The 22,749-nt window shown below is 44.3% G+C and carries 20 protein-coding genes and 1 other annotated feature; of the genes, 1 reads left to right on the forward strand and 19 read right to left on the reverse strand.

Annotated elements, in window-relative coordinates; translation table 11 throughout:
• Positions 1 to 120: 120 nt before the first annotated feature.
• From VSQ32_13400 to VSQ32_13480, 17 genes are all read right to left on the reverse strand, one after another.
• Positions 121 to 417: a hypothetical protein gene (locus VSQ32_13400; GenBank protein ID MEH2943829.1), complete on the reverse strand. Its 297-nt coding sequence runs from the start codon at positions 415 to 417 to the stop codon at positions 121 to 123.
• A 108-nt stretch (positions 418 to 525) separates the two neighbouring features.
• Positions 526 to 855, reverse strand: coding sequence for a type II toxin-antitoxin system RelE/ParE family toxin (locus VSQ32_13405; protein MEH2943830.1), 330 nt, complete (start codon positions 853 to 855; stop codon positions 526 to 528).
• On the reverse strand, positions 845 to 1,105 hold the full coding sequence (locus VSQ32_13410) for a type II toxin-antitoxin system Phd/YefM family antitoxin (GenBank protein MEH2943831.1): 261 nt from the start codon (positions 1,103 to 1,105) through the stop codon (positions 845 to 847). Before VSQ32_13410 ends, VSQ32_13405 begins: the two co-directional genes overlap by 11 nt.
• A 356-nt stretch (positions 1,106 to 1,461) precedes the next feature.
• Entirely contained in the window at positions 1,462 to 2,409 is a 948-nt protein-coding gene (locus tag VSQ32_13415) for a DUF1848 domain-containing protein (GenBank protein ID MEH2943832.1), read from the reverse strand.
• A 121-nt stretch (positions 2,410 to 2,530) separates the two neighbouring features.
• Positions 2,531 to 3,058 (reverse strand): NAD(+)--rifampin ADP-ribosyltransferase, encoded by a 528-nt coding sequence (locus VSQ32_13420; GenBank protein MEH2943833.1) that lies wholly within the window; start codon positions 3,056 to 3,058, stop codon positions 2,531 to 2,533.
• A complete protein-coding gene (locus tag VSQ32_13425; protein MEH2943834.1) occupies positions 2,964 to 3,431 on the reverse strand; it encodes a hypothetical protein in 468 nt (155 codons plus the stop codon). The genes VSQ32_13420 and VSQ32_13425 overlap by 95 nt, the downstream gene beginning before the upstream one ends.
• Positions 3,418 to 3,879, reverse strand: coding sequence for a hypothetical protein (locus tag VSQ32_13430; protein MEH2943835.1), 462 nt, complete (start codon positions 3,877 to 3,879; stop codon positions 3,418 to 3,420). Before VSQ32_13430 ends, VSQ32_13425 begins: the two co-directional genes overlap by 14 nt.
• Complete coding sequence (locus VSQ32_13435) at positions 3,876 to 4,520, reverse strand: AAA family ATPase (protein ID MEH2943836.1); 645 nt, start codon at positions 4,518 to 4,520, stop codon at positions 3,876 to 3,878. Before VSQ32_13435 ends, VSQ32_13430 begins: the two co-directional genes overlap by 4 nt.
• Before the next feature lie 14 nt (positions 4,521 to 4,534).
• Entirely contained in the window at positions 4,535 to 4,657 is a 123-nt protein-coding gene (locus tag VSQ32_13440) for a hypothetical protein (protein ID MEH2943837.1), read from the reverse strand.
• A gap of 6 nt (positions 4,658 to 4,663) precedes the next feature.
• Positions 4,664 to 5,140 (reverse strand): AAA family ATPase, encoded by a 477-nt coding sequence (locus tag VSQ32_13445; GenBank protein ID MEH2943838.1) that lies wholly within the window; start codon positions 5,138 to 5,140, stop codon positions 4,664 to 4,666.
• A 14-nt stretch (positions 5,141 to 5,154) separates the two neighbouring features.
• Positions 5,155 to 6,624, reverse strand: coding sequence for a hypothetical protein (locus tag VSQ32_13450; GenBank protein ID MEH2943839.1), 1,470 nt, complete (start codon positions 6,622 to 6,624; stop codon positions 5,155 to 5,157).
• A gap of 147 nt (positions 6,625 to 6,771) precedes the next feature.
• The gene (locus VSQ32_13455; protein MEH2943840.1) at positions 6,772 to 8,772 is read right to left on the reverse strand and encodes a 2-isopropylmalate synthase; all 2,001 of its coding nucleotides are present in this window, start codon (positions 8,770 to 8,772) and stop codon (positions 6,772 to 6,774) included.
• A 70-nt stretch (positions 8,773 to 8,842) separates the two neighbouring features.
• Positions 8,843 to 9,102, reverse strand: a binding site (T-box leader).
• Positions 9,103 to 9,272: 170 nt separating this feature from the next.
• Positions 9,273 to 9,533 carry a sporulation transcriptional regulator SpoIIID gene (gene spoIIID, locus VSQ32_13460; protein MEH2943841.1) on the reverse strand — a complete coding sequence of 87 codons (261 nt, stop codon included), beginning with the start codon at positions 9,531 to 9,533 and terminating at the stop codon, positions 9,273 to 9,275.
• Between the two features lie 133 nt (positions 9,534 to 9,666).
• Entirely contained in the window at positions 9,667 to 12,450 is a 2,784-nt protein-coding gene (locus tag VSQ32_13465; protein MEH2943842.1) for an Ig-like domain repeat protein, read from the reverse strand.
• 41 nt (positions 12,451 to 12,491) lie between these two features.
• Entirely contained in the window at positions 12,492 to 15,224 is a 2,733-nt protein-coding gene (locus tag VSQ32_13470) for a hypothetical protein (protein MEH2943843.1), read from the reverse strand.
• A 57-nt stretch (positions 15,225 to 15,281) separates the two neighbouring features.
• Positions 15,282 to 15,812 (reverse strand): type VII secretion target, encoded by a 531-nt coding sequence (locus tag VSQ32_13475; protein ID MEH2943844.1) that lies wholly within the window; start codon positions 15,810 to 15,812, stop codon positions 15,282 to 15,284.
• Positions 15,813 to 16,131: 319 nt separating this feature from the next.
• A complete protein-coding gene (locus tag VSQ32_13480) occupies positions 16,132 to 17,844 on the reverse strand; it encodes an AAA family ATPase (protein ID MEH2943845.1) in 1,713 nt (570 codons plus the stop codon).
• A gap of 239 nt (positions 17,845 to 18,083) precedes the next feature.
• Between VSQ32_13480 and VSQ32_13485 the strand changes: the two genes are divergently transcribed.
• Positions 18,084 to 20,189, forward strand: coding sequence for a methyl-accepting chemotaxis protein (locus VSQ32_13485; protein ID MEH2943846.1), 2,106 nt, complete (start codon positions 18,084 to 18,086; stop codon positions 20,187 to 20,189).
• Positions 20,190 to 20,264: 75 nt separating this feature from the next.
• On the opposite strand, the gene VSQ32_13490 is transcribed toward VSQ32_13485, so the two are convergent.
• Both VSQ32_13490 and VSQ32_13495 read right to left on the reverse strand, forming a co-directional pair.
• Complete coding sequence (locus VSQ32_13490) at positions 20,265 to 22,484, reverse strand: DNA topoisomerase III (GenBank protein MEH2943847.1); 2,220 nt, start codon at positions 22,482 to 22,484, stop codon at positions 20,265 to 20,267.
• 4 nt (positions 22,485 to 22,488) lie between these two features.
• Positions 22,489 to 22,716 carry an aspartate dehydrogenase gene (locus tag VSQ32_13495; GenBank protein MEH2943848.1) on the reverse strand — a complete coding sequence of 76 codons (228 nt, stop codon included), beginning with the start codon at positions 22,714 to 22,716 and terminating at the stop codon, positions 22,489 to 22,491.
• Positions 22,717 to 22,749: the final 33 nt, after the last annotated feature.

Below are 22,749 nucleotides of genomic sequence, written 5' to 3' on the forward strand. Positions count from 1 at the left end.
ACGTACCTTGACAGTTCAAAGTAACTCAATCGGATTCCAGGGGGGAAGTCTGCCCATTTTTGCGGATAACTTGATTGATTTCAAGGGAACTGGTTCAATGTTTTGTAGTATCAAGCATTTCTATATGCTCATGAATAATTCAGGTTTATTTATGTATTCTTTTACGTTTTCTATAATTTTTACACAAGTAGACGCTTCATAATAATAATTGCGATGAGATTTTTGCAATCCTTTTACAAACTCATTATCATCTTCCAAAAATAGTTTCAAAAACGCTATTGCCTTCGCCAGCCAACTATTATATATAGCACTATCTACATATGTTCCGCCCAGCTCGCTATTTCGCATTGTTTTCAATACATTATTTCCATCTTGAATTAAAGCTTCAATCCCTTGTAAAGCCTTCTCTTTATTCATTGTTGTTTACCGCCTTTATTTTTGTAAAAATAATTTTTCCTTTTTATAATCTTAAGGCATTATATTGAGGTCATAACCAACAATCAGCCTTCATTGCATCAATTATTACTACACCATATTATCCCGATTCTGTCCATTGTAAAGAAACCTTCTAACTTCCATAACCAAATCATTCGGATCATCATCAATTACCACATAGTAAATTATATAATTATCCACATAAATACGATAATAAGAATATCTACGCTCCCTGACAGAATGATATGGTTCAAAAGATTCAGCCACTGGAAGTCGCTCCATAATAGCAGACTCTACCTTATCCAATAAGTCATTTGCCGCTTTTGGATTCTTCAGTTTCTCTGCAATATAGGTTACTTTTTCATCAAGATCCTCATAAAAAAGTGGCAGATAGCTCAATCTGTACTTTTTACTGAACATTTATCTTCCTCCGTAGTCCTCCAAAAACTTCCTCATGGCTCATCCTTGTATCATTTTCTGCCGCAAACCTATCTGCTTTATCTAATGCAGCTTCAACACCATCCGTCAACTTTGAATATTCTTCAAGACTAAGCACCACCATTGCTCCATATCCGTTTTTTGTTAAATATACCGGTTCACCCGCATTTACAATTTTCTCAATATCTGGGAATTTATTTCTCAAATCTGAAACAGGTCTAATCTGTAACATAAGCGTTCACTCCTTATCAATATTTTATCTTAACTTTATCATTATCCATATTGTACTCTACTATTCCCCAAAAAACAACCACTGTTAAAAATCTTTCTTCATTAAATTACTATGTATTATGCAAAAATGTAGTTGAATTTTTTAAGGCAAATGGCAGTTCCCTTTCCATGAAGAAAACTGCCACCTTATAAACATATTTATTTAGCTATAAGCAATGTCATTTCAAGGCTCTTCCAAAAATGGTGTAGTAGTGGTGTAGTAAGCGCCTTTTCTCTCCGTAAAAGCATTGGTTTTACAGGCTTTTGTGGGATTCTTCAAGATACTGCCGTGGCACACGAAAAGTATCTTAATCTTAATCATAATATAAAATCAAAAAGTGTCATCTGACACTCTTTACATGAAGCTATTTTTCGTTCCTTTATTACATCATCCGCTCCAATCTCCCCAAAAAGAAGGGGTGATGCCGGATTATGGATCTGTGTATTTTTCATAACAGTTTGATGATTATAATTTGCATAACAATACAAACATCCATTTTTACAGGTATTATATGCTCCAATATCTATGCTGGCAATACAGCCACATTCTGTTCGCTGATTTGGATCTTTGCCTGCAGTTAATTTATATTTTCCAATCCGCTCCAATCTCTCCCTGTCGATACAGTGAGCATGAGAAATTCCTGATTCGTCAAATTCTATCGCTTCAGCACAGGTGTCTATATAGAAACCATATTCTTTTGCAATATCAGAAAATCTCTGCATCATTTCAAATTGTTGCTCTTCTGTCTCCCGTTGTATATTTAAAGGTTGCATGTTTCGAACGGTATTCCGATATAAATCCAGAAAACTTATCGTACATTTTTCAGTATAATCACCAAGTTTTGCTGCTAATACCTTAAAATATTTGCAGTGATATTCCATGGTATATCTGTCATTGAAGAAAACAGGATCGTACCTCCATATTACTTTTTCACGCCCAATTGCCTGAGATAACTTTTGAAAGGCCGGGATAATGATATTGTTTTTTGATGGAATGTCAGGCTCCACATCTCTGTCATATGCATTCAAAGTGAACTGAAAATAATAATTATATCTATCCAGTTCAGAGAGGCGACCCAACATTGATACAGGATTTTTCGTCCAGAACACGATTCCATCAACAACATCAGGAGATAAATTTATTCTGCCAATCTGATGAATATTTTTAGGATTCCTTACCAGAACAAACCCTTCTTTAAGTCTGTTAAACAACCATTCAGAATAGTATGTTGGAATATCCGTCCTTCGGCTTGCACTGATTATCATTCTTCCACCTCCACTAACACAGTTTTTATTATAAACCGTGTGGCTGATAAATACAGGTTTCCATGCGGCCTGCCGACAAACCGGATTATAGAATGATTATCATTTTGTTCCTCCTGCAAAATCAGTCAATCGCTTTTATCCCCTGTTCAGACAGTTTTCTGAGATTTTCCAGCATATTATTCAATATTTCAGGAGAATGCCCCTCCCATTTGATTACCTCAGCCACAATCTTCAGAGGGTGTTTCGAGCGACAGGATTTTGTTGGATTTCCTGGAAATTTCCTGTCTGTAACATTCGGATCATCTTCAAAGTCACCTGTTGGCTCGACAACATATATCCTTTCCTCACCTTCCCCCTCATCTGTCCCGTTAAAATATGTCTTATTGTTAAAATCATATCTGATCGCATAGGTAATGCCGCCTTCCCCGTCTCTGGTTCCCGGCACCTGCACCACTCCCGTTGCGGGAACCGTAAGGGTAACAGGTTTATTTTTTATCATGAAAGGATCGCCCAGGGGCACGTCATCCACCAGCACCTGTACATAATCCCCGTCCTCAGCAGCATAATCCCATATTTGCAGCTCCGAGGTATCCTTCTGTGAAGAATGAACAATGGTATAATCCCTGGCTGGCATCTCCTGGTCTTTCATGAGTATTCTCGTTCCCGCCCCCCAGTTCCGTGGATTTCCCCTGTTCCAGAGCTTCTGCTGCTACATCGGATGTGTCAACAGTGGAAACGCTGTTCATGGAGCTGATGGCAATCAGTGCTGCTATGGACATTCCCAGGAATGCCATCCCTGTTCTTTTCAAAATTCTGTTTCTCTCAAATTCTTCCGCCCTGCTTTTTCCGGTATGTTCCTGCATCCTGTGAGTTCCCCGCCGGTTTTCATTTCCGGTATGTTCCTGCATCCTGTGAGTTCCCCGCCGGTTTTCATTTCCGGTATCATTTTCAGCATAATTTCCGGAATATCTGTCTGCCTGCGTCGTTTCACTGTTTTCTCTGTAATCATTACCGCCCATCATTTTCCCTCCTGAATCCAGCCGGTTTTTTATGAAAATACCAGCACATCATAAGCCTGCCTGCCACAATTTCCCCAATCATAAGCAGGATAAATATCCGGTGCCTTTCCTCACTGTATATATCATACCCATAATTCAGAAGTTCTGCCGCTATTGCCAGAACCGGCATATCCACAGATAAAATCTTCACATAAGGATACAGCCAGGGAAAGATACGGAAACACCGGCGGAATGGAGGAACCAGCATGGTCAGAGAGATTATCAGACTTATCGCCATAAACATCTCCAATCCCCCTGTTATCGTTGTATACCCTGTGTGCAAAATTCCCATAATGTCACCGGTTGGCACCAGAATAGCCGAAAAAGGCAGGATCAGTACTACCCACAGCAGCACAGCCACCGACCAGATAATGGTCGCAAGAAAGGAAAGTGCATTCCACAATGTTTTCATAACGAAATCACCTCCCTGATATCCTGTTCCGTAATCATCATCAAATCCTCTGCGTCCATTTCTTCCTCACTGCTCAGTCTGAGGGCCTGTGCGTTCAGAGACTTCTCAAACACATTTCTCACAAACCTGCCGTTTCCAAACTGAGGCTGCTTTCTTCCTTCTTCGAATATATGCCTTAACAGAACTTCAGCTTCCGGATGCAGCATATACCCCTGTTCAGAGTACATCTGTCCTGCGATAGCCATCAAATCCTCCGTTTCATAATCTTCAAATTCTATGATATTGGGAAATCCGGACTCCAGCCCTGCATTCTGATTCAGGAAATTCTGCGCTTCCTTACCGAAATCATTCTCACCGCCCTGTGCCAGGGAATATGCTTCGTCTATAAACAGCACACCGTCCGCCGCCCTTTCAATTACTTCCCGCGTCTTAATGGCTGTCTGCCCCACATAACCGGCAACCAGACCGGAACGGTCTGTTTCCACCAGCTTATTTGTACGGATTACTCCCATATTTGCCAGCACATTCGCCACAGTCCGGGCCATCATGGTTTTCCCGGTTCCGGGGTTTCCCATAAATATCATATGCAGTGTCTGGGTGTTATTAATTTTCATCCCCTGCTTTTTGCGTTCTTCCTGCACTTTCAGACGGGCATTCAGACTTCGGATATACTTTTCATCGATTCCAGTCCGATTACCCTGTTTAAATCCTGTTCCAGATCATAGGCCTGAGTCTTCCGGGTATCAGAAGCAATGTCTTCCGGTATCAGCAGTATCATATCCTCCTAAGAGACGTCGGAGACGGCAATTCTGTTTGACTGTCTGCGTACAATTTCTTCCACAAAATTCCGGACCATTCTTCCGTTTCCTGAAGAAGGGCCGGAATGCTTTTTGAGCGCATGTATTTCCTCTCTGAATACGGATATGGTCGTATCGGAAAGGCAAAAGCCCTTTTTACTTACCATATCTTTTCCGATTTCAAAAAGTTCCTCCGCCGTATAATCGGGAAATTCTATCTGCAGCGGAAATCTGGATTCCAGTCCGGAATTGGCCTTCATAAAATCTTTCATTTCTTTTGTATATCCCGCCAGAATTATCAGAATTTCTTCACGGAAATCTTCTATCAGCTTTACCAGTGTGTCAATACATTCCTGCCCGAAGCTGCCGCCGTCGTTTGTAATGGCATAGGCCTCGTCCACAAACAGCACGCCTCCGATTGCCGATTTTATCACATTTGAAGTCAACCGCCGTATGGCCCACATATTGCCCCACCAGATCAGAACGGATGACTTCCCGCAGCTGCCCCGAAAAGAACCCCGATGGCTTTCAGATATTTCGCCACAATCCGGGCAATGGTTGTCTTTCCGTTTCCCGGATTTCCTGTAAAAATCATGTGCATGGAAAGCTCTGCTGTTTTCAGTCCCCGGCTCTCTCTGAGCTGCTGAACCTTCCGGTTATTTTCCAGATTGAGCACATACTCTTTCACCGAATCAAGTCCGATAATTTCTGACAGTTCCTGCTTCACCTGCTCAATTCCCGCTTCATCATAGCGTTTTTGGAAATCATTCAGCCAGATTGTCCGACTGTTCTTTATAAAATATCCGTTTTCATATCCGATTGCCGCCCGTTCTTCGCCCCTTGCAGGATTTTGCAGACGGTATTCTGCCAGCGGTTTGTATATATTTTCTTCTATATTAGTCTGTAATCCTTTCACACCTGAAACCAGGCTGTATTCCTGCCTGAGCTGTTCCGTAAAAGTGTCTTCCGGCTCCAGGCAGATCTGAAGCTGTCTCCTGGTTTTCTTCAGGAATTCTTCCGCCAGTCCTTTTACCACTTCTCTTATTTTCTCTTCTCCCAGAGGTTCCAGTCGTATGATATCTCCCATTTTTCGTATAAAATTCTGTCCGAGAACCTCTGTCACCCTGGTTTCTTCGGCACAGGAGGTAAATATAAAATATTTGCCTCTGGCAGACAGCACAATATTCTGCCCTGTATTTCCTGCGGTCAGGCGGCAGAATCCTTCGAAAATTATTTTTACAATCGTATCAATATCTCCGGCATTCATCTGTTCAATATTTTCAAAGACAACAATTTCTGTCGGTTCCGCCAGAGCCTGCCGCAAATCTCCCAAAAACATGATATTATCTGATTTTCCCTGATAAACTGACATATCCAGTTTTGAAATATCCGGACAGGATATCATACCTCTCTGCTTCAGAAGGCTGCCTGCTACCGCCGCCGCAGTCACTTTGCCCCTGCTTTCTGTTCCGGTAATCAGTATGTTATTTTTTGTTTTCCGCAAATCATAGCCCATGACGAAAGGACGTTTGAACGCCTGGCAGAACATTCTCACATCTTCCGGCATACCAATCCAGCGGCTTCTGAATTCCTGCTCGAATCCTTCAAATTTCTGCTCCGCTCTTTCTGCATTCATTCCGCCGTCTGACGATGCATACAGTCTCTGTTCCATTCTGTGCATATCTTCCGGCGTATAAGTGGCAGTGTTCAGAGCAGAATCCATCCTCTGCTGAACTGCTGTATTACCCTGATAGCTCACCCGCCTGTCCGTTTCCGTCGATTCTCTGTTATCTCTCCTTCTGCGTGCAATAAACCCCTGTTCCCTGACTGCATCCCTTATCTGCAGTTCCGGAAAAAGAAACCTCAGTATATCTGCCATTTTCAGGTTCATTTCTGCTCTCTTTGACATTTTACTTACTTTTTGTATGATTCTATCATATTCTATCATAAAACCTCATAAAAAGAAAACCACTTTGAACCAATCTGGAACAAAGTGGTTTTCTGGCTGAATTCACACCTTCTTACGGACTTTGCAGCAGGTGCAAAGTCCTGGGCTGAACTGTCACGGTTTTCTTCAGAAAAACAGGGCTGCTCTTTACTTGCCTCTCTGTTCTCTGTTACGGTACTGCACCGGAGTCATTCCATATCGTTTCTTAAAGAGACGGTTGAAATGCTCCACGTTCTGATAACCCACGCTTTCTGCAATATTTTCCACAGTCATTCCGGTGTTTTTCAGCAGAGTGCGCGCTTTTTTCATCCGGACATTTTTTACAATATCTCCAAAAGTTTTCCCGGACTTCTCCCGGATATATTTGGAAAGATATGGCTTGGACAAATGCATTTTCTCTGTAAGTTCATCCAGCGTCACGGTCAGATAATGCTCCTGAATGTAATTCATAATCTCATTCAGCCTGTCATCCCGGCCCGTTTCGGCCTGCTGAATCTGTTCCAGCTTATTTACAGCCACACAGAGGGCCGCAATGGAAGATTTGATAATATCTTCGTCAATTCCCACACCCCAGTACAACTGCTGATTACAGGAAATTCCCACATAAGACACTGCTTTTGCGGAAGAACCTCTGGACAGAGAATGTTCCTCATAAACGGACAGCTCATAGCTTACATTAAAATACTGCTTCAATGCATTGCTCACCGCGTCCAGACGTCCGTTGCCGTTGCCTGTTACATTGCGTTTCTTTCCGCCATGATCCACTGTCACCTCTGCCAGCATACCGTTCTTCTGACGGAAATGGCACTCCGGAATCTGAAAATGGGGCATATGCTCCACATAATGTTCCTCAAAAATCTCATACACCAGCCGGGGTGACAGTTCCATATGCCGATGGTCTGATACCCCTTTCACCGTATATCCCACTTCTTCTTTCATTTTATCCGGAACCGTAATACCGTAATTCTGTTTCAGAATATAGCTTACGCCGCCTTTTCCGGACTGACTGTTAATGCGAATCACATCGGAATCATAGGTCCGTCCCACATCTTTGGGGTCAATGGGCAGATAGGGTACCGTCCATGCTCCGTCCGGCCGCTCTTCCCGGCAGGCCATACCTTTGGCAATGGCGTCCTGATGAGAACCGGAAAAAGCGGTAAAAACCAGTTCTCCGGCATAAGGCTGTCTGGGCGAAACCTGCATTCTGGTACAACGCTCATAAGTCTCCGCAATTTTAGACATATTGCTGAAATCCAGTCCTGGATCCACGCCATGGGAAAACATATTCATGGCAAGAGTTACAATATCTACGTTTCCGGTGCGCTCCCCGTTTCCAAAAAGGGTTCCTTCAATCCGGTCCGCCCCGGCCAGAATTCCGAATTCCGCATCACAGATTCCCACTCCCCTGTCGTTGTGGGGATGGAGGGACAGCACCACATTTTCCCGGTACTTCATATGTTTGCTCATATACTCCACCTGCCCTGCAAAAACATGGGGCATGGCGTTTTCCACTGTGGTAGGAAGATTGATAATAGCCTTTTTTTCCGGTGTGGGCTGCCATACGTCCAGTACTGCGTTGCACACCTCCAGAGCATAATCCACCTCTGTTCCGGAAAAACTCTCCGGGCTGTACTCAAAAGTGAAATTCCCCTCTGTCTCTTCCGCCAGCTTTTTCAGGAGTTTTGCTCCGCTGACTGCAATCTCCAGAATTTCTTTTTTACTCTTTTTAAACACCTGCTCCCGCTGAGCCAGGGAAGTGGAATTATAAAGGTGCACCACAGCATGAGGCGCGCCCTCTACCGCTTCAAAGGTTTTGCGGATAATGTGCTCTCTGGCCTGAGTCAGAACCTGCACCGTCACATCATCCGGTATCATATTCCGTTCAATCAGCGCCCGCATGAACTTGTATTCTGTCTCGGAAGCCGCCGGAAATCCCACTTCAATTTCTTTAAAACCCACATCCACCAGCAACTGGAAAAATTCCAGTTTTTCTTCCAGGCTCATGGGCTCAATCAATGCCTGATTTCCATCCCGCAAATCTACGCTGCACCATACGGGAGGTGCTGTAATATATTCTTTTTTTACCCAGTCGTACGTAACTTCCGGGGGCATAAAATACTGTCTCTCGTATTTCTCAAAATTCTTCATTCTCATTCCTCCAATGTTTTGTTAAAATAAAAAAAGAATCTTTCATATCTATTATTCCCCAGCTGAGGACAATAGAGACGAAAGATATAAAATCCTGCGCGGTACCACTCTGACTTCATGTATTCACATGCACTTACCGGCACTTTCATGCCTTTCTCTGTAACGGGAGAACCCGTCCTGGCTTACTGTTTCCCTTTTGTCTGATATAAGTCTGAAAATGTTCAGCCGGAAGCTCCGGGGCCAGTTCACTGCATCGTCCCTGCCATTTTCCACCGCCAATGGCTCTCTGTAAGTTTCTCTGCAGCTACTCTTCCCTTTCTCTGCTTTTCACGGGTTTTATCTTATCACAGATTATCCAAATTGTATAGTGATAATTTTAATCAGTTTTATTGATTTATTTTATCATTTCAGTGAAAAGGACAGATTTGCTGTTCCGGCGGTAACATATCAGCGGAATTCACGCAGAATCATCTTATCTGTCCTTTTCTTCCCAATATTTGTCAGACAACACCTTTCTGGTGCAGATACTTCTCTCTGGTCGCAAGACCGCCCCGGATATGCCGCTCCGATTTATTTACGTCCAGTACCTTTCTCGCCTGGGCTGCAAGGGCGGGGTTAATCTGCATGAGACGTTCGGTGACATCTTTATGTACCGTACTCTTGCTGATTCCAAATTTTTTGGCCGTCTGCCTTACTGTGGCATTTTCCTCAATTATATAATTAGCAATATTAATCGCCCGTTCTTCTATGTACCCTTTCAACGAAATTCCCTCATACACTGTTTTTTTATAATGTATGAGGGAAAAAGGGCGGTTATGACTGAGGATTTACATTTTGTGTTTTCCCAAACCGGATTCTCCCCATTCACCGTTCTGTTTTGTTACTGCCCCGCTGTCAGTCAGTCTCCCGCTTCTTTCTGTTTCTGCTGTAGATAACAATACAAATAACAGATGTGACAACAAGTACAGACAATATCACAATAACCCAAAGCCAGAAATAACCGATATGCAGATTTATTTTCTCCTGAATATTATTTGCATTGCCTGCCATATCGTCAAGAACAATGCCCACATTGTGCCATCCTTTCTCAAGGGAGAAGGTAATTGTTCTCTCATCACCGGAATAGGCAAAGGGCACTTTCTGACCATTGTCATAAATCGCACAATGGCTTTCATCTACCAGTTCGCTGATACCTGAAAGGGTAAAAGTACGCTCCGTTTCACCGTAAAACCAATGCCAGGAATCCAGATTATCCGGCATGACACAGGTTGGAGCAATATTGTCAATATGCATTTTGCCCAGATCAATGCGGCGCCCCTGATTTTTAACCGTCAATTGCAGCTCCACGTCCGTATCATCCTGGAAATTTTCTCTGAAAAAATCCGCCCTCAAAAGATAATTACAGATACCTATCCCATAAATGCTGTTATCCTCCATGCACTGGGCGTTGGTAACAATTTCCTGTCCGTTGCTGTCCCGCAGGACAATATCCGTCCCGGTTTCTTTTTTCGTCATTACAAAAATATTCAGATCCTGGAAATCGGAAGGTTTTTTGCTGATTGCTTCACCATTTTCATATTCAAAGGAATACAGACCTGTTTTTTTCTCAGGATTGCTCTCCATAAGAAACGCCAGCACATCCTGATTGACCATACGGGCATAGGTATTATAATTAACAGCGCTTTTATTGCCCGCAACATCCACTGCCACCAGTTCCAGGGCATATACGCCGTCTTCTTTGAAATCCGACAGAGTATATTTATTATCTTCAATTGTTCCGCTCGTTACTGTCGGCTTCATTGCCACTGCATCCGAAGTGGAATAGTCCGGGATGTAAACGGTCAGCTTATATTCCAGATGCGACAGATTCAAATCCTCAAATACAACGGTGGGTGCAGCCTCTTCCTTCCTTTCACAGGGATATACATCCAGAAATTCCGTATCATCCTCTCCCACAAAGGAACCGTTTTTCATACTGACAACAGGCGCTGTTTTATCAATCTCGAAGATAACGGTGCTGCATGGTTCCGCAGTATTGGACGCTAAATCAGCGGGCGTCATCTCCATACGATAGACTCCGTCAAAGTCAAAGGTAAAAGAAATTGTGTGGACATCTCCTGTGCTGTCCCACCTTGCGCCTCCCAGAACCATACCTGTGGCATCTTCCATCCCCTCCGGGCTGTGTTCTTCTCCCGCCTCTTTTCTCATAATTTTCAGATTCAGAAGCTCCGGGTCAAAGTTATGCTCTGTAACCGTAATGTTTACCGTTTTATCCGTATTAAAACTGTTTTCCGCTGCATTGCCAAATTCAGCAAAATTCTCCTGCACCACAGGCCTGGTCTTATCCACATAAAACATGTTTTCATTGCCGCCGCTGAAATTCACAACTGCGGGATGATTTCCCAAATCCATTCCCGTCATATCAAACATGTAATCGCCCTCGTCAAAATCAATAACAGCCGTATGTTCCGTATTGGAAATCTCTGCAAATGAATATCCGGGCACAGCGCCAAACATATTTTCAATTTCCACCTTTATCAGATTTTCATCAAAATTCCGTTCTGTCACCGTAATGTCCGCAATGCGGTTCTGCTCATAATACATATCCGTATCATCGTCTTCGCGGAATACAACGTTGATAACAGGCGCCGTTTTATCAACAGTAAATATTTCACTTTGGACATTCTCTGTCCTGTTCCGTGCATTGTCCATTGCGTCAAAGGTTAATCTGACATCATTATCATCTTCCGGGAAAGTAAAGGTTTTTGTGGCCTGGGTCACAAGATTGCCATCTGTGCCCGTCACTTTCCAGCCATCTCCCAGCTCGGCGTTTAAGCTGTACCCGGCAGGATTGAGCTCAATTATCTTCCTGTCATAAGAATTTTGTTCCGCACTCTGCAAATAGCCAATCTGCCTGATTCCGGAAACAGTATCAGTGATCACGACAGTAAAGCGGTTTGTCCCCACATAAAGAGGATTGCCCGCAGCATCACGGTAACTGGTGTCTGCCTTCTTTGTAATTTCAATCTCAGGCGCAGTTTCATCCATATAATAGATAACTTTATGATCGGCTTCATTTCCTGCATTATCCGTGGTTTGAGCGGTAATTACATATTTTCCGTTTTTGGCTTCTCCGCAAACAGATGAGAAATAACCTGTATCGAATATATAGTTCTGTTTATCACGATTGGGCCCGTCCGCTGCTTCCGCCACTTCCGCTTTTAACAACGCATTGCCTTTTTTGTCCTCCGGAATATCGGCGCCGTTCACAGACAAATCCACATTGTTCAGGCCGGAGTGCTCATCCTGAACCGAAAGTTTAATTGTTTTATTTGAACGGTACCAGATAGGACCGTCTGCTCCAAATATGCTGTCACTTCCCGGCAGGCTGAAGGTGACTGCCGGCACATCCGTTTCTGTCATTACCCGTATGCCTGCTGAGACAGCCTCTCCTCCGGTATCTGCTATATTCGGACAGGAAAGGCTTACTTTTCCATACCTGTCATACACTTTCACAATAATGCCGCTCTCAAAAACTGCTTCTTTTGCGGGAATTTTTACCGAAAATACCCCTTCACCCTCATCAGTTATCCTGAGGGGCTCCGCCAATCCCACATACTGAACTGCTGCATAATCAATGCCACTGTCAAAAGCAACTTCTTTTGTATAGGCTTTCAAAATTAATGTATCGTTTGAATATACGCCAAAGGTAAGAACTTTCAGAATCGCCCTGAGGCAGTGTCGGCGGCATCCACACGGAATATAATCACTTCCTCCCTGTCAAACCACTGGCTGCCGCCGATGTTTACGCTTTCCGGTGAAATTGCGGCGATGCTCCCCTTTTCAGGAGGATTTGTATCTTTGTAGAAAGTGACAGAACTGCTGACAGTATTACCGCAATTATCTTCCGCTTCCACTGTGAAAATATGCTCTCCGTCATTCAAATCACCAATCCGGAAAACTGTCGTATGTTCTTCTGTTTTAAAAGAAAAATCTGACCTGGCATATTCCACCCTGCCATTATCTTTCACCGTAACGGAATATAACCCGCTATGCAATGGCCCCTGGCAATCGGCGGCCGTAATCTTCATTTCAACATCGCCGTCATTCGCGCCAAACCACATACGTCCCTGGCCATCTTCATGGGCCTGGCTCAAAATACCGCCAAAATCTATGGAAGGAACATCATCTTCAACGATTAAATCATTGCTCCGGACCAATCCCCGTTCAGGAATATCCGTAGCCAGTGCCTCGGTGAGCAGCCCCACACGATCCTCGACACGAATACGCATGGCAGTCATGATTTCATCGGGCCGGACAGCTAAGACATATTCATCGCTTTCTTCGCTTTGAACCGCTTCCTTATCATTTATTTTCACGCTCTTTACTCCGGAAGCATAGAATTCTTCCCTGGCCTCATTATCATTTACTTTTACTGCAACTTCAACGGTATTTTTATAAAATGTACCAAAGGTAAAAAATTTCAGTATTCCTTCTGAGTTATCACTCTGAGGTTTTCTTATTTCAATACGCTCAATCTGCGGCGGAAGCATATCACTGCCCACCGAATCTGTAACAGGTTCTTCGTCGTCATAGACATTTCCTGCTTTATCGGTAACCCTCAGATGAAGGGTGTGCCTGTTGCCGGGTACAGTCTTAGCCAGATGCCAGGGCAGAATCAGCTCAAACTCCGTCCTGTCGTCCGAATAACCTTTAAATTCCGCATAATCCGTTCTGTATTCTGATTCTCCTTCCTGTAACAAAAATCCGTCGTCCCACAGATATTCCACTTTTGCAATGCCCGAACGGGAATCTGAAAGGGTAATATTTGCCTTAACGGATTGTTGAAAATTCCCATCAATATGCGTAATCTTGACATCAGGCTTTGTTCTGTCAATACAGAATGATTCCACAGGTTCTCCATCATATGCAATCCTGGCCGACTGATTTCCCAAATCTCTCCCCTGGAGCTCAAAGGTATATTCACCTTCGCCAAAATCAATCACAGCTACATGCTCTGTTTCCGATATTTCTTCAAACACATATTCCGGTACATCTCCGGATGTATTTTCTATCCTGATATCTGTCAGCCCTGCGTCAAAATTCCGTTCCGTCACCGTAATCCTGGCCACCCGGCTTTGTTTATAATATGCAGTTCTGTCATCCTGAAATTCAACCCTGATATCCGGAGAAGTCTTATCTATGGTAAACGTTTCGCTCCGTACATCCTGAATCTGATTTCCGGAACCATCCACAGCATCAAAAATCACAGTAACGTTATTATCATCGGCAGTAAAATCATATGTCTTTGTAACCTGTGTGACAAGGTTGTCCTCCATCCCCGTTACCAGCCAGCCATCTCCCAGATTCTCTCCCGGAGCGTATTCATCGTTATCCAGGGTAATCATCCGTCTGTCGCAGGGATTTTGTTCTGCATTCTGCCGATATCCAAATGCTCTGATTCCGGAAACAACATCCGTAATTTTTACAGTAAAGCTGTTGCCTTCCGTATAAAGCCGGTTTCCGGCCCCGTCCTGGTAACCGGTATCCGCCATATCTGTAATTTCAATTACAGGGGCACTGTTATCCTCTGCCTTTACCAGCTTTTCCCCCTGTGAATTACCCACACAGTCGAATACTTCCGCAAAAATTCTTCCTCGAAATCCTTCCGGTATTTCCAGCTCTGCTTTCCCATCTGCAATTTCCAGTGACCCGGTAATTTCTTCCTGTTCCGCTCCATCTTCATAAGGCACCAGACGGTATTTCATCTGGCCAGGGCCGGAAGAAGGAACATCATCCGTAACATTTACAACCACACGATAATCCGCTCTGAAATAATAGCCATATGTAAATTCATCAATGGCAAACTCTTCTATTAATTCTGCTGTGTCTTCCATTCCGTCAGGTAATTCCGGAATAAAAGCAATCCCGGAAACAGCAGGAGGAACTTTATCTATAAAATATTCCGCATTATAATTTGCCGCATTTCCTGCATGGTCTGTGACTGCAACGGCAATCTCATACTTTCCTTCTTCTGCAGACTGCCTGTCTCCTGCCCTTTCACAGACAGCAGTAAAGTAATCCAAATCGAAAACATAGTGCAGTGGCTCACGATTACAGGAACCTTCCCCTTTTTCTGATTTTAACAATGCTGTCGCTTTTTTATCTTCCGGAACATCAATGCCATTGACAGAGACATCCACATTGCAGATGCCGGAATCTTCATCCTGGACAATCAACTCCAGCTCTTTATTATTTTTATACCATATCTGGCCATCATCCCTGACACTTCCGTCGCCTTCAGGCAGATGAAAGGTTATCGAGGGAGAAACAGTTTCTTCCTCCGTATCAGTATGATCCACATTACCGTTTTCCCCATAAACAACCGGTATGCTGTTTACTGCCAGAAACAGTACGATTACAACAGACATCCATCGGCTTTTCCACTTCATGGTATCTTCCCCTTTTTCATTATACTGAACTCTCCCGGCCGCAAATTTATTTTTTCTTCAAAGCAGGGGCCACTGCATTGTAAAAATCTGATTTTGTTTTTCCTCTTTTATATTTGTGAAAATACATCCGTCAATATTCTGCAGATTGCTGTTTGCCTGATTTAAATCATTCTGCAAACCGGAGAGCTTCGTATCGACGCTGCTTTTCTTTGATTTGAGCGTATTCCACACACCATTTAATGCATTTTTGGTTTTTGTTGTTTCACTGCCAAAAACTTCTGTAATATCTTTACTGACAATATCGCTGGCATGAACCATTCCGCTGAAATTCGCTGCAGCCTGCCCTGTCTTACCGGAGACGGCAGAAAGCCTGCTGGTTAAACTGCTTTCCCGCTGAGCAACAGCCTTCAGGCTGTCAAGAGCCGACCTGGTTTCTCTGATATCCCTGTTAAGCTGATTAATCCGGTCAACAACACGCCGCCTCTCATTATTAAGATTATAAATCTGATGTTCACAACTGTTGATTTCACTACATGAATTGTAATATCTCTGACGATAATAATTATACAGATATTGGCTGTCTGACATGGCTCCCTCTCCCTTTATATAGAATTAAAAGAACTGATTATATTTTTTCTACTCCCAAATTCATTATGCATTTATGGTTAAAAACCGTCAAGTGTCAGATATTTCATTCTCGCATTTTGTAAAAAAAGACGAAAATATGTCGTCAATTCAGCATTTTTTACAGCACTTTTCTTAATAACAAAGTAGGCAGACTCTGTGTATAATGGTTTTCTCTTACAGGAAATCTATATACTTTAGCACTTCACAGTGACACGGTATTTCCTATAAGATGAAAAAGAGGAGATGTGCTCTCTCCTCTCCTGTTATCATATATTGTTCATCAAATACCGCTACCATCTTCTTTTCCGAAACATACCTCACAGTCTTTCCGGTAAAAGGAAATGCCATAACAGTCCGTTCTTCTGTACCCCTCCGTCCGCAGTTCCTCCATATATCTTTTCTCATAAATCTGATTCAGAGCCCTTTTTGCATCCTTTTCCAGATCATCAATGGAATCCGATACCTTTACTTCCAGAACAAACGACCTGCCCCGCAGTGAGGGGCTTTTCACCATAATATCAGAACGCCCATTTCCCGATTCCCGGTTGGACTTCACCAGATAATTCTCGCTCTGGCTTAAAATTCCCGTCAGAAACCCATGGTAAAAATTTTCCGCACTGTCATAGAAACTGATGGTACGAAACAGCTGACCGTTTAATATGTCCGTCATTTTCCGGGCATCTCCATCTTCCATGGCACGGTATAAATCATGAAAATCTTCTTTTTTTATCATACCTTTCATCCAGTTCAGAACCGTATTCTGATAAATGGTCTTCACTTCCGTGTTTGGAACCCGCACCCGCAAAAAGACTGACAGTTCCTTAAAATATTCACTTTCTTTTGTCAGATATCCTGTAAAATACAGGAAATTCCAGAGATTTTCACTGTTACTGTGCATATCTCCGTAAGTTACTTCTTCATGTACCTGAATATCCAGGGTACCTCCTTCCAGAAGCATTTCAATCTGACCTTTCATTTCCCGGTCAGCCCTGGCAATCATATCTTTAATAATATCATTGGAACTGGTATTGATCCAATAGGGACGCGGAAATGCATTTACATCGGAATACAGATCATACAGAAACTTAATCACACTCCATGGGTTATAAACATCTGTATCTCCAAACAAATATCCGTCATACCATTCCTTCATGGTCGGAAAACGATTTCCCACTTCATAATATTCCATCATCTGCAAAACTTCCGGTTCCGTAAATCCAAAATGCTCACTGTATTTTCTGTCCAGTACAGAGATAATATTAAGATGGTTCAATCCCGTAAATATACTTTCTTTTGAAATCCGCAGACACCCGGTAATCACAGCAAACTGCAGATAATCATTGGTTTTTAATGCAGATTCAAACAGGGAGCGGATAAAACTGACCATCCTGTCATAAAAACCTCTGAAATATGCATTTTCCAGCGGTACGTCGTACTCGTCAATCAGAATCACCGTATTCCTTCCGGTAATCTTATACATACACCGGCAGAATAACTGCAGTGCATTTCTTACTGCCCTCTCTTCTGCCTTTCCTTCTGCAACAGCAGTATACTGCTCATATTCTCTCAGAGAAAGACATTCTTTCCCCGCTTCCACCAGCCTTCTGTGCCGTTCAAATTCCGTGCTGACTGCGTTCTGTATCATGTAATAAGCCACATCATAGTCTTCCTGCTTCGCCGATTTCAGCGTCAGTTCAAACACCGGATAGTTTCCCATCTGCCCTGTATAACTTTCCCCGGCGTCCATAATTTTCATCCCCTGGAACAGTTCTTTCTGTTCCCCGTTCCTTCTGGCATCTCCCGTATCTTCAAAAAAGTATCGCAACATGCTCAGATTAAGGTTTTTTCCAAAACGCCTGGGACGGGTGAATAAATTAACTTTTCTTTTTAAGTCCAGTAATTCTTTTATGAGCATTGTTTTATCTACATAGTAATAGTCAGACTTTATCATATCTTCAAAATTATCAACACCTGTCGGCAATGGTTTCTTCATGGCTCCACCTCCATTTCCCATATTATACCCGATACTCAAACTATCTGCAATCCGTGGTTCATAAAATCCGGCGTACCGGCCGGCATTGAGAGACCGGTAAATAATTTCTTACAGGCACATTTCACGTAACAGTTCACGGAACAGTACAAACTTCTTATTGTGCTGACTGAGAAAAGAAGTTATAATAAAAAAGAATACTGTCGGGAGCCATTTATGAAATAAGAGAAAAGAGGACATTTATGAAACAAAAGACGAACGGAACAACTTCCAGAAAAAAAATTGCAGACGAAATCCTCCGCCAGATTGGCGGCAGCGTTATCCTGGTGCTTCTGCTGATAGCCGCTGTCTCCATCTATATGGTGGGCTGGCTGAGCATTACGTCAAAAAGGACAGAGCTGACCGAGGAATCCAATGCAGCCGCAAATCAGCTGACCGGATTTCTGGAGCAGTATACCAAAGGTGTGGAACTCCTTGCTGCCAATCCGGAAATCAAACATATCATGCTGGAGACAGAAGCCGGCGGCAACATCAGCCAGGCGGAAAAAATGCAGACAGTTCTGGACAACCTCTCACACATTGCAGAAAACGATTCCGAAAATGTGATGGCCGTATGGATTGCTGATCTGGATGCAAGTTCCTTCCTCCAGTCCGACGGGCTCACGAATGAAGAAGAATGGGATATCACCGGCCGCGGATGGTATGGCTGTATTGAACACAAACAGACCATACTTACAGAGCCCTATGTGGATTCCACCAACGGAAAGATGGTTTTAAGCGCCGCAGCCCCGGTTTATGATGACGCTACCGGAGAGGTTCTGGGCGCAGTGGGTATGGATATCGCCCTGGATCATATGACCGAAGTGATGAGCGGATACAAAATCGGCCGAAAGGGATATGTTCTGCTGCTGTCAGAAAACGGTATGTTCCTGTATCATCCCCAGAAAGATATTATACAGAAACATGTAACAGACATAAACACATCTCAGAATGTAATGGATGCGATTACCTCGCAAAAGGATGAATTTATGAAATACAAGGCAGACGGCGTCACAAAGTACGGTTCTCTGCAACATGCCGGCGATACCGGCTACATTGTGCTCAGCAGCCTTCCCATGTCAGAATATTATGCAACACTGACAGCAATGGTCCTGGCATTGATTGTTATTTTCGCCGCCGGCATTACACTGATCGCATTCAGAATCCGGAAAAGCTCCGCCAGCCTGACAAAACCCATTCTGGAACTGAACCATACGGCTCAGCAGCTTGCCGCCGGGGATCTGGATGTGAATCTTCTGATTACAAGCGAAGATGAAATCGGAGAACTGGGTGAATCTATCCGGAAAACAGTCAGCAGGCTGAAAGAATACATTGAATACATTGATGAGACTGCAGACGTACTGGCTCAGGTTGCCGACGGAAAACTGAGTATTCATCTGAAAAATGATTATGTAGGTGAATTTCAGAAGATAAAAACTGCTCTGCTCAATATTTCCGATTCCATGAATCAGGTGATGGCCGGAATCTCAGAAAGCTCAGAGCATGTATCTGTGGGAGCCATGGAACTGGCCTCAGCCTCCCAGGTTCTGGCAGAAGGGGCGGAAGAACAGGCCGCAGCCATCGAACAGCTTACCGCTACCACCGCCACTGTGGCGGAACAGGTGGAAAACAGCCGCAGAGAAGCAGAAAATTCAGCCAAAGCAACCGCTCAGGTCACTGCAATCATTGAACAGAACCAGAAGAACATGACACGGATGACGGACGCCATGGAGAAAATCAGGCAGACCTCTCAGCAGGTCGTTGGTATTATCCAGACCATCGAAGATATTGCCTCACAGACAAATCTTCTTTCTCTGAACGCTTCTATTGAAGCCGCCCGTGCCGGCGAAGCAGGAAAAGGCTTTGCAGTGGTTGCCGATGAAATCGGAAAACTGGCACTGGAAAGCTCTGAAGCAGCCAACACCACAAAGGAACTGATTGAAATCTCGATGGAAGAAATCAACAAAGGAAATACCATTGCCGGCAGTGTTATGGATTCATTAAAAGAATCTGTCTCCGCAGTAAGCCAGGTAAATAAAATGATACAGGAAACCGCTGAAAATGCCGCTGTTCAGGCGGAAAATATGGAACAGCTCCGTCTGGGTATTGAAGAAATGGCCCAGGGTATTCAGGATAATTCCGCAGCTTCTCAGGAAACTTCTGCAACTTCAGAGGAACTGGCCTCCCAGGCTGAAATACTGAATAAAATGGTACAGAAATTTGAACTCTGTGAGGAACAGCCGCAGGAATCTTCGCAGGATTTTGAGCTCTTTGAAGAACAGCCGCAGGAAATTTCTCCGGAAGAGTAATATTCAGGGCTGTTGCAGCATACCGTAAGTTTGCCGCAGCAGCCCTTTTTCTTTCATTCCTGTACAGGCCCGTTCTCAAAGTTTCAGCTTCGCCAGAGCATCCGCAAAGGCGTTGTTCACCGGCTCTCTGGCTTCCTGCTTTAACTGATTCATATATCTGGACACCTCTTTTTTTGACACGCCCCCGCCGCTGTCTTTTTTACGTTTTTCAAACGCAGAAAGTTTTTCCCGGTAGCCGCACACGCAGGTAAACCGCTGATTTTCTCCATCTCCCACCAGCTCCATTTTCTTATGGCACTGGGGACAGCGGGCGTTGGTCACTCTGGACAGCGTTTTCCGGTAGCCGCATTCCCGGTCCTGACATACCAGCATCCGTCCATTTTTGTGGTTGACCTCCAGCAGTAATTTTCCGCAGTCGGGACATTTTTTCCCGGTCAGATTGTCATGGCGGTACGTTTTGGAGGAAGCTGCGATGTCTTTTACAATATCCGCCGTATACGTTCGGATTTCCGCTTCAAAATCTTTCTTTTTGGCTTTTCCTTTTGCAATATCCGCAAGCTGCTGCTCCCATCTGGCAGTAAGTTCCGGAGAAGTCAGTCCCTGAGGAGCCAGCTCCAGCACCTGTCTGCCCTTGGAGGTCAGATGGATATACCGGTCTTTCTTTTCAATCATAAAACTGTTAAACAGCTTTTCGATAATATCCGCACGGGTGGCCACGGTTCCCAGCCCTCCGGTCTCTCCCAGGGTCTTTTTCAGCTCCTGGTCAGAATTCTCCATGTATTTCCCCGGATGTTCCATGGCTGCAAGGAGGGTGGCCTCCGTAAAGGGCAGAGGCGGTTTTGTCTTTCCTTCCGTGATACTTCCTTCCCCGAACAGGATTTTCTGCCCTTTCACAAATTCCGGCAAACTCCCTCCGGTCTCTTTGAGCTGCGCGAAATTCTCCGCATTCTCCTCAGTATCTTCTTCGGACAGAATTCCGGCTTCCTCCTGGATTTGGCGGATTTCCTGCCATCCGGGCTGTTCCATAATCTTTCCTTTTACCGCGAACCGTTCTCCCGCACATGCCACCGTCACCTCGGTCTGACGATACTCACAGGGCGGAAGCAGAACGGCAAGAAAGCGTGAAACCACCAGTTCGTATATTTTACGTTCTCCGTATTCCAGTTCATGCAGGCGGATTCCCTGTTCCGTGGGGATAATGGCATGATGGTCGGAGACTTTTTTATCATCCACAAAGGATTTATTACCCCGTATGGGAGATTTCAGCAGTTTGCCGCATACCGTGTTATAGCTTCCTCCCCGGCAGGCCCTGACACGCTCCGGCAGAGTTTCCACAATATCCTGCGTAAGATATCTGGAATCCGTTCTGGGATAAGTCACCACCTTGTGGTGCTCGTAAAGACGCTGCATATAATCCAGTGTCTGTTTTGCGGAAAATCCAAACATCCGATTGGCGTCCTGCTGCAGAGAAGTCAGATCGTAAAGCTGAGGTGCAAAGGATTTCTGCTTTTTCTCTCTGATTTCCTCCACTGTTCCGGTACTGTTTGTAACTTTTTCCTGAATCTGCCGGATTTTTTCTTCAGAAAATGTGGTAACGCTGTTGTCTTTGGATTTCCAGCTCCAGACAACGTCGTTCCCCTTTACTTTCAGACCGTAATAAGACCTGGGCTTAAAATTCTTAATCTCTGCTTCCCGTTTCGCAATCATGGCAAGGGTGGGCGTCTGCACCCTGCCGCAGGAAAGCTGTGCGTTATGCTTTACCGTCAGCGCTCTGGTGGCGTTCAGGCCTACCAGCCAGTCTGCTTCCGCTCTTGCCACTGCCGCCTCGTACAGGTCCCGGTACTCCCTGGCGTCTCTCAGATTCGCAAATCCCTGACGGATAGCCTTATCCGTTACCGAGGAAATCCACAGCCGCTTCATAGGCTTTCTGACCCCGGCTTTCTGAATAATCCAGCGGGCCACCAGCTCTCCTTCCCGGCCTGCATCTGTGGCAATGATAATCTCTCCCACATCCTTGCGGTACATCTGGGTTTTTACAGTCTGATACTGCTTCCCTGTTTTCTTAATCACCTGAATTTCCAGTGTTTCCGGCAGCATGGGCAATGTTTCCATTTTCCATGTTTTCCACTGCTCTCCATAGCTTTCCGGGTCGGAAAGCTCCACCAGATGGCCCAATGCCCAGGTAACCACATAATCTTTTCCCTCCAGAAATCCACTGCCTCCCTTTGTACAGCCCAGGACTCTGGCAATGTCCCGGCCTACACTGGGCTTTTCCGCTATCACTAATGCTTTCATATATTTACCACTCTTTCTTAATATCTTCCTGATTTACCTCATACCGGGTGCAGAATTCCTGCAAATCCTGCTGACCCCGAATCAGCATAGCCTCCGTAAATTTCCCGGATGTTCTGTCTTTAAATCCGGCCACCTGCTCCCCGGTGCAGATACTGGCGCGAATCACCGGTATCTGTGCTGAGGAATCATAAGGCTGAACCGCCCCGTGATTTTTCCGCTTTCGTCCAAACATAACTTCCTCCCATCCCTTCTGTCCTCTCACATT

Source organism: Lachnospiraceae bacterium JLR.KK002, from assembly GCA_036941025.1.
Taxonomy (GTDB): domain Bacteria; phylum Bacillota; class Clostridia; order Lachnospirales; family Lachnospiraceae; genus Petralouisia.

Excerpts from the sequence above, each read along its gene's own strand:
- VSQ32_13400 (MEH2943829.1), bottom strand. The coding sequence starts at position 417 with ATGAATAAAGAGAAGGCTTTACAAGGGATTGAAGCTTTAATTCAAGAT.
- VSQ32_13405 (MEH2943830.1), bottom strand. The coding sequence starts at position 855 with ATGTTCAGTAAAAAGTACAGATTGAGCTATCTGCCACTTTTTTATGAG.
- VSQ32_13410 (MEH2943831.1), bottom strand. The coding sequence starts at position 1,105 with ATGTTACAGATTAGACCTGTTTCAGATTTGAGAAATAAATTCCCAGAT.
- VSQ32_13415 (MEH2943832.1), bottom strand. The coding sequence starts at position 2,409 with ATGATAATCAGTGCAAGCCGAAGGACGGATATTCCAACATACTATTCT.
- VSQ32_13420 (MEH2943833.1), bottom strand. The coding sequence starts at position 3,058 with ATGAAAGACCAGGAGATGCCAGCCAGGGATTATACCATTGTTCATTCT.
- VSQ32_13425 (MEH2943834.1), bottom strand. The coding sequence starts at position 3,431 with ATGATGGGCGGTAATGATTACAGAGAAAACAGTGAAACGACGCAGGCA.
- VSQ32_13430 (MEH2943835.1), bottom strand. The coding sequence starts at position 3,879 with ATGAAAACATTGTGGAATGCACTTTCCTTTCTTGCGACCATTATCTGG.
- VSQ32_13440 (MEH2943837.1), bottom strand. The coding sequence starts at position 4,657 with ATGATACTGCTGATACCGGAAGACATTGCTTCTGATACCCGGAAGACT.
- VSQ32_13445 (MEH2943838.1), bottom strand. The coding sequence starts at position 5,140 with ATGTGGGCCATACGGCGGTTGACTTCAAATGTGATAAAATCGGCAATC.
- VSQ32_13450 (MEH2943839.1), bottom strand. The coding sequence starts at position 6,624 with ATGATAGAATATGATAGAATCATACAAAAAGTAAGTAAAATGTCAAAG.
- VSQ32_13455 (MEH2943840.1), bottom strand. The coding sequence starts at position 8,772 with ATGAAGAATTTTGAGAAATACGAGAGACAGTATTTTATGCCCCCGGAA.
- VSQ32_13470 (MEH2943843.1), bottom strand. The coding sequence starts at position 15,224 with ATGAAGTGGAAAAGCCGATGGATGTCTGTTGTAATCGTACTGTTTCTG.
- VSQ32_13475 (MEH2943844.1), bottom strand. The coding sequence starts at position 15,812 with ATGTCAGACAGCCAATATCTGTATAATTATTATCGTCAGAGATATTAC.
- VSQ32_13480 (MEH2943845.1), bottom strand. The coding sequence starts at position 17,844 with ATGAAGAAACCATTGCCGACAGGTGTTGATAATTTTGAAGATATGATA.
- VSQ32_13485 (MEH2943846.1), top strand. The coding sequence starts at position 18,084 with ATGAAACAAAAGACGAACGGAACAACTTCCAGAAAAAAAATTGCAGAC.
- VSQ32_13490 (MEH2943847.1), bottom strand. The coding sequence starts at position 22,484 with ATGAAAGCATTAGTGATAGCGGAAAAGCCCAGTGTAGGCCGGGACATT.
- VSQ32_13495 (MEH2943848.1), bottom strand. The coding sequence starts at position 22,716 with ATGTTTGGACGAAAGCGGAAAAATCACGGGGCGGTTCAGCCTTATGAT.